Below are 6,947 nucleotides of genomic sequence, written 5' to 3'. Positions count from 1 at the left end.
GCGGCGGATTGCGGTACGAGTCGCCGTCGATGGCGATGACGTGGGCGTGGTGGAGCAAGCGATCCATCGCCGCGCTGGCCAAAAGGGCATCGCCGAACAGCGCCGGCCACTCCTCGATGGCTCGGTTCGAGGTCAGGATCGCGGCGCCGCGCTCGTAGCGCTGGCGGATGATCTCGTAGAGATCTTCGGGCTCCTCATGACGCCGCGTCCTGCGAGAACCAGTGCGCCGGGCTGATGCTTCAAACAGAGCGCTGATCTGGTGCGACACTCTGCCTGGACACGCCCGGCGAAACATGGCAGCTTTTAGCCCGTATGCCGGGCCGCTGAGGCACCTCTCTCGTGCAAGGTGGTGCTTACGCAACACGGTTTAGCTGTAGGTGTTCGTCACTCGCAAGCCCATCTACGTGGAATTCCGGACGAAGGAGCGTTTTTGAGGATCCGAATGCATCGCCGGTTGGCGTTCCTCCTGTGCTTGCTGCTGCTTGCGGGCGCAGGCACTTTGCTGCATCGGTCACGTGGTACGGCATCAGAGGTCGTGCTGCGACGCCTGGGTACAGCGGCCGGGCAAACCCTGGCGCCTGCACTCGCTGCGCGCAAGGTCAAGCTCGGATCAAGTACGAGAGACGCGATCCAGGTGGCGCCAGAGTCGTTTTTTGAGGCCGCCGTAGAGGGTCAGCGCTTGGTATTCAGCATCGGTGTTAGTGGCCTGGCCTCGCGCGGTAACGGCGTCCAGTTTGTTGTTAGCGTTAGTTCCGACGGTTACTGGCGAACGATCTTCTCGGACGTTGTTAGGCCGGGGGGTGTAGACACATGGCATGACCGGGCCGTGCGCCTGGATGGCGGCGGCGTCCAGCGGCTTCGCTTTCACACCGTGCCTTTGGGGGAAGTGGGGCATTCGGGGGTCGCGGCCTACTGGGGTTCGCCCATAGCCCTTGGACCCGGTGAGCCGGGAGGGGCACGGGGTAACCACGGAGCAACCGGGAGACGGCTGAACATAATCGTGATCTGCCTCGATACTTTGGGTGCGCCACATTTGAGTTCGTTTGGTAACGTATCGGGTGTAAGCCCAAACATAGACAAGTTCTTGGGGCAGGCATTTTCCTTTCGTCGGGCGTATGCGCAGTATCCCAGTACGCTATCGTCTCATGCTTCCCTTTTCACCGGATTATATCCGCGGTCACATGGCTTATATGGAGAGATCGACAACTCGCACCTTGATAAGGCTACGCTCGCATCCGTGTTGGCGCATCATGGCTATCTGACTGTGGCGATTACGGAGGATGCATACGTGAGCTCGGATTTCGGCTTCGACACGGGTTTTGACTGGTACGACAACGGCGAGGCCGATTTTACGCAGGGGTTTGCTGGCGGAGCGCAGGCGACCTTCGACAAAGCAAGCCGGTGGCTCGATGAGTACGGAAGCCACTCGACATTCTTCCTCTTTGTCCATACCTACGAAGTGCACGCGCCGTACACCATAAAGGACGCACCAGCCCGGGCAATCGCCGATCTTATCGCGCCTGATTATCGCGGCACCTTTAGCGACTTCTATCCTGGCCGGCTACCCATGCTAGCCCACAACAGCGGAAGAGCCCCCCACTCCGCAGCGGATCTGACACGCCTGCGCGCCCTTTATGCCGGCGAAATAAATTACCTCGACCGACTGCTAGGCCAGTTTCTACTTCACTTGGAGGCCACTGGGCTGGCCGGCCGCACGCTCATCGTTCTCCTTTCCGATCATGGCGAGGAATTCGGAGAGCACGGAAAGATCGGTCACGGTGAGACCTTGCACAATCAGGTGCTGCATGTCCCGCTCGGCTTTCGTCTTCCGGGGCGGGGCAGCTCCGCCAGCAGCGAATCGCCCGTGGAAATAGTGGACGTAATGCCGACCATCTTGGAGCTTATCGCCGTTCCGGCCCCGCCAGTCGATGGCCAAAGCCTCGTGCCGCTTATGGACGGGTCCGCGCCGCAGGCGGCAATAGCAATTTCGGAGCTGCGGACCGCATGGGGCGAGTGCAGGCGCTTGCGCCTCCCCGACGGATGCCGCATAGAAGGTCTGGCCGTGCAAGACTCGCGGTTCAAGCTGATGACTTCCAAGATCCCGGTCAGGGAGCTTTTTTACGACCTCACGACTGATCCACTGGAAACGCGCGATGCCAGGGGCGATTTCCCCGCCGAATTGGAACATCATCGTAAGCTTTTGACCGAATATGCTGCGGGCACGCTGTCGCAGCCGCCCGCCGCTGTAGCCCCGATGCAGGTCGGTGAAGAAACCCGCGAGCGTCTGCGTGCTCTAGGTTACACGGAGTAGGGACGATCCCTCTTGCTCGCGAGCGCTGTGGAGGGGGCGAGGCTAGCGGCCCCGCCTCGGTCTCGCGCAGGCTGCGGCGGAATAGGTGAAGCTCGTGGGAGTGGCTGAAGACGGGAGTTGCGAAGCTCAACGTGGCTTTCGCACGCGCCGGATACCGCAGGTTGGGAAGCGCCACCCGTCTATAGACTTTCTCAAGGCCAGTGCGATCGTCACTGTGATCTGGATCCATTCGTTTCTACTCCTCGGGCAGCCACGGTCTGGCATTAGGCAACTGGCATTCTTCAGTCGCTTCGCCGTCCCCGCCTTCTTCTTCACCTCAGGTTTCTTGTATTTCTCAGCCACACCAATCAGCGGGCAGGTGCTGGTAGAGCGCGTTAAGCGGGTCGTTTTCCCGTATCTAGTAGCGAGTGGCATCGTCATCGCGGCACGCGCACTGGCACTTGGTACTATCACTGCAAAGGAAGTCGGCATTGAGCTGCTGGCGGGCAATGCCGTTGGCATCTATTACTTTGTGCCGGTGTTGCTGGCGGCGATGCCGTTGGCGATTCTCCTGTCGCGCGCTTCGTGGCTTACCGCTCCGCTGTTGCTGGTGCTGTTACCTCTTGGGGTATTGTGCGAACTGCAATATGTAGTCATAGATACTAGCTTCGGAATGGACTCGCTATCATGGAACGTGCGCAATCCCTTGCGATGGTGGGGTTACTTTGTCGGGGGTTGGTGGATGGCGGGGCATGTGGATGAGATTCGTGGCCTTGGGCGGAGCGCGCGGCAATGGACCGGCATGATCGTTTTCGTGGTAGTTGCGAGTCTCTTTGTGTACGTGGTGCTCGAACTTCCACCCACGTGGAGCCGGTCACGGACAGGCCTGGAGTACGTTGCAATCTGGGGGGTGATCATGGGCATCTTCTTGCTGGCATTCGACTGGCCAGAGGTACGGGCCGTTCGCTGGTTGAGTGATGCCACCTACCCCATCTACCTCTACCATTATTTCTTCATATTCCTGTATCGTTTTGTGGTGGTGGAGCCGCTTCGGCGTAGATTGCTGCTTGCGCAGGCCATACTCGATGGTATTGCGTTTCTGGTCGGCCTCGCCGGGTCGCTGGCCGTCGTCGCTTTTGGCCGGCGGGCCTTCGGCCGCCGCGCACGACTGAGAATCGGGTGAGGTGTACGTGGCTAGCGCTGCCAAGAAGGAAGGCATCACAGCGCTCAGTATTACGCTAGCAATGGCATCTAAGCGTCGATTGGCCGCAGGTCGGGAGTGGCGGAAGGAGGGGCGATGCGGGGCATTTGTGGCGGCGGTTCTTGCGCTGGCGGCGTTGGCTGCTTGTGGACGCCCAGCGCGCAACGTCCTGCTGATTACCGTCGACACCCTGCGCGCGGATCGGCTGTCGTGCTACGGCTACGCGCACAACCAAACGCCGAGCATTGATGCGCTGGCGGCGCGGGGCGTCGCTTTCGATCGGGCTTTTTGCGACGTTACTTGGACGACGCCGTCGATGGCATCGGTGTTCACCGGCCGCTACGTGGTACACCACGGGCTGCGTATGTCGTCGCAGCGGCTGGAGGAAACGCAGACTCTGGCGAAAACCTTGCGCGGGTGGGGCTACACCACGGCGGCGGTGATCGGCTCGTTTCCGGTGGATTCGTCCTTCGGCCTGAGCCAAGGCTTCGACCTGTATGATGAGGCGTTCAACACGTCCGTGGTCAAGGACGAGGACCCCGCGCGCCTCTCTGGGGAGCTGCCGCCAGAGGCGAACGAGATAGCGCAACGAAACTGGCTGATGCTCCGCCGTATGGCGCGCGCCTACCGGCCCGATGATCAGGTGGCCGCACGCGCCATACGCTGGCTCACGGCCGAGCGGCGCGAGCCCTTCTTCTTGTGGGTGCACTTTTTCGGCCCGCACGAGAAGATGTACGTCCACCTCTCGTTCAAGCAGCACTTGGAGCGCAACCTCGCCGAGTACGATCGCGACGTATCGATTGTTGACGCTCAGGTTGGCGCGTTGCTGCGAGGGCTCGACGACAATGGCCTCGCCTCGCGTACGCTGGTGATCCTACACGCAGACCACGGCCAGGAGTTGTTTGAGCACCGCTACGTTGGGCACGGCCGAGACCTCTACGATGCTACGCTTCATATCCCACTGATCATCGCCGATCCCAGCAGCGGGGCTCGTGGAACCCATGTGGGCAGCTTTGCGCGCAACATCGACCTCTTTCCGACGGTGATGGATTTGCTCGACCTGCCGAGTCCAGCGGACGTCGACGGGCACAGCGTCGCGCTGGCCGTGCGCCACCCGTGGCTAGCGCGCCTGCGCGGCATGAAGCAGGGAGAGACCTACGCGGAAACGCATTTGTCCGCCACCAGCATTTTTCGCGAGCGAATGCTGCTCGATGGCAGGGAGTACTCCTTTGGTTTTGTGCGCCGGGGGGTACGCTCCACTGACTGGAAGTACGTAGAAAGTGAGCCAGTGCCGTTGGTGGATGACCCCGCCCAGGCGCCGCTGCCGTCCGCCCTGGTCGAGCGCAAGCGCCGGCGCGAGCTGTACGATCTGCGGCGCGACCCCACGGAGATGCGAGATGTGAGTGCCGCCAATCCCGAAGTGGTGACGATGCTGCGCGAGAAGCTCGCCGGCTACACGCGCGCCGTGCACAACGCGCCTGCGGCACCGCTAGACGAGGCGAGCGCGGAGCGGCTGCGGGCCTTGGGATACGTGGAGTGATGGCGTGGCGCGCACGCAGCTCGGCGGCCTGTCTGCGCCTGCTGGCGCCGAACGATACCGGGGCAACTACGGTGAAGGACGTTTTGTATCGATCGATGTCCTGAAGACGGCCGCCATCCTGACCGTCATCTGGATCCACGCTTTTCTGACCTTGTGGCGGCCGCAGGTTGGCATGGTCCGACAGGCTGGGCTCCGTGTCGCGCTTTGCGGTGCCCGCGTTCTTCTTCGCGTCCGGTTTTCTCTACTTCCGACCAACTGCGATGCCGCCGGCCCTGCTGGGGCAGCGACTGACCCGGCTGATTCTGCCCTATTTGGTGGCGAGCCTTGACACCGCGCACTCGGCGGTGAGTCTCTCCCACTGGCACGTATGGGATTCGAGCTGCTTGTGGGTGACGCGGCCGGCATCTACTACTTCGTGCCGCCGTTTGCCGCCGCCTGTGTGCTGGCGTTTGGCTTGTCGCGATGCCGGCGGCTGCTCGTGCCGCTGGTGATGTATGGGTGCTTGGGTTGCTGTGCGGGCTGCGCGTTATCAGCTTCAGCGGCCCGCCACGCGTTGGCCTAGTTCTGGAATGCGCGCAACCCACTGCGCTGGTGGGGTTACTTCGGCGCCGGGTGGTTGGTGGCGCAGCACGTGGCCGCAGTGGCAGGGCTGTCATCGGGCCAGCGGCGGTCGATCGGTGGTGGAGCGTTGGTGATCGCCAGCGTGCTTGCGACGACCGGCGTACTGGCGTTGCCGCCGGGCACAACCCCGCCTTGGGTCTTGATCGAGTACGTCAACATCTACGCGATAATTCTCGGAATCTTTCTGCTGACGTTCGACTGGCGGGAGTATGCAGGAGTTCGCTGGTTGAGCGAGGCGACGTATCCCATCTACCTCACTGCTGTCCGGTTCGTGATCTGCTGAATTGCTGAAAAGCCCTTGTCTCGCAAGGCTTACACGTGGGTCTCGTTTTGCGGGGATACGATTTGGAATTGGCGATTTCGGACCGCGTGCCGCACGGCGGTAACCGCCGGAGAGCTTGACTGCCAACGATTTCCGCGCCTGAGTCTCCCAAACCCCTTGGAGGATAAGGCGTGCACAGGCTCCCCACCGTTTTCGCGCAGATTCTGCGCCTCATTCCGCGCACCGAGTTCGAGAAGCTCGCGCGCGAGCATGGAGGCCAAAAGGGCGTCCGCTCGTTCTCCTGTTGGGCGCAGCTCGGGTGTCTATTGTACGCACAGCTCAGCCGCCAGATGAGTCTGCGTGATCTCGTGCTGGCGCTGGAGACCAAGCGCCGTTTCCTCTACCAAACCATCGGGACGCCCGAGGTGCGGCGCAGCACACTCGCCGACGCCAATGAACGGCGGTCGTACCGGATCTACGAGGCGCAGTGCCTCCGGCAAGTGCCCGCGCATCGCTTCCGGTTCCGGCACAAACTCTACTCCTTCGACGCGAGCGTCATCGATCTCTGCCTGAGCGTCTTCCCGTGGGCCAAGTTTCGCCGCACCAAGGGCGCCATCAAGCTGCACGCGCTCCTCGACCACGACGGCCACATTCCCTCCGTCGTGCGCATCACCACGGGCTCGACCCACGACATTCAGGAAGGGCGGAAATTCGTGTTCGAACCGGACAGCATTTTCGTCTTCGACCGGGGCTACGTGGACTACGCGTGGTTCTACCAGATCCACCTCCAGCGTGCGTTCTTCGTCACCCGACTCAAGCGGGGCGCGACGTTCCGCGTGGTCGCCCGCCGCGAACCACCCCCGCTGTCGGGCGTCACCTCGGATCAGACGATCCGAATCAAAGGCAGTAAAGCGGACAGCATCCCGGTCGAGTTGCGGCGCATCAGCTACATCGATCCGGGCACCGGCAAGCGGTACTTCTTCCTCACCAATCACTTCCGCCTGAGTGCGAAGACGGTCGCGGAGATTTACCG

6 protein-coding genes and 1 pseudogene are annotated in these 6,947 nt (G+C 61.9%); 6 read left to right on the top strand and 1 reads right to left on the bottom strand.

Features of this window, described 5'->3' with window-relative positions; translation table 11 throughout:
• Positions 1 to 184, bottom strand: a pseudogene (locus tag HY699_08630) (ATP-binding protein).
• A gap of 816 nt (positions 185 to 1,000) precedes the next feature.
• On the opposite strand from HY699_08630, the gene HY699_08625 reads away from it, so the two are divergent.
• The 6 genes from HY699_08625 to HY699_08600 all read left to right on the top strand — a co-directional run.
• Positions 1,001 to 2,311, top strand: a complete 1,311-nt coding sequence (locus HY699_08625; protein ID MBI4515864.1) for a sulfatase — start codon at positions 1,001 to 1,003, stop codon at positions 2,309 to 2,311.
• Between the two features lie 94 nt (positions 2,312 to 2,405).
• Entirely contained in the window at positions 2,406 to 3,473 is a 1,068-nt protein-coding gene (locus tag HY699_08620) for an acyltransferase (GenBank protein ID MBI4515863.1), read from the top strand.
• Between the two features lie 127 nt (positions 3,474 to 3,600).
• A complete protein-coding gene (locus HY699_08615) occupies positions 3,601 to 5,031 on the top strand; it encodes a sulfatase (protein ID MBI4515862.1) in 1,431 nt (476 codons plus the stop codon).
• Positions 5,032 to 5,225: 194 nt separating this feature from the next.
• Entirely contained in the window at positions 5,226 to 5,522 is a 297-nt protein-coding gene (locus tag HY699_08610) for an acyltransferase family protein (GenBank protein MBI4515861.1), read from the top strand.
• Positions 5,523 to 5,662: 140 nt separating this feature from the next.
• A complete protein-coding gene (locus HY699_08605; GenBank protein MBI4515860.1) occupies positions 5,663 to 5,935 on the top strand; it encodes a hypothetical protein in 273 nt (90 codons plus the stop codon).
• 170 nt (positions 5,936 to 6,105) lie between these two features.
• Positions 6,106 to 6,947, top strand: an 842-nt coding sequence (locus HY699_08600) for an IS4 family transposase (GenBank protein MBI4515859.1), incomplete at its 3' end; no start/stop codon positions are given.

The organism is Deltaproteobacteria bacterium (genome assembly GCA_016210005.1).
Taxonomy (GTDB): Bacteria; Desulfobacterota; Binatia; order HRBIN30; family JACQVA1; genus JACQVA1.
This window is presented reverse-complemented; position numbering and strand designations above follow the sequence as displayed.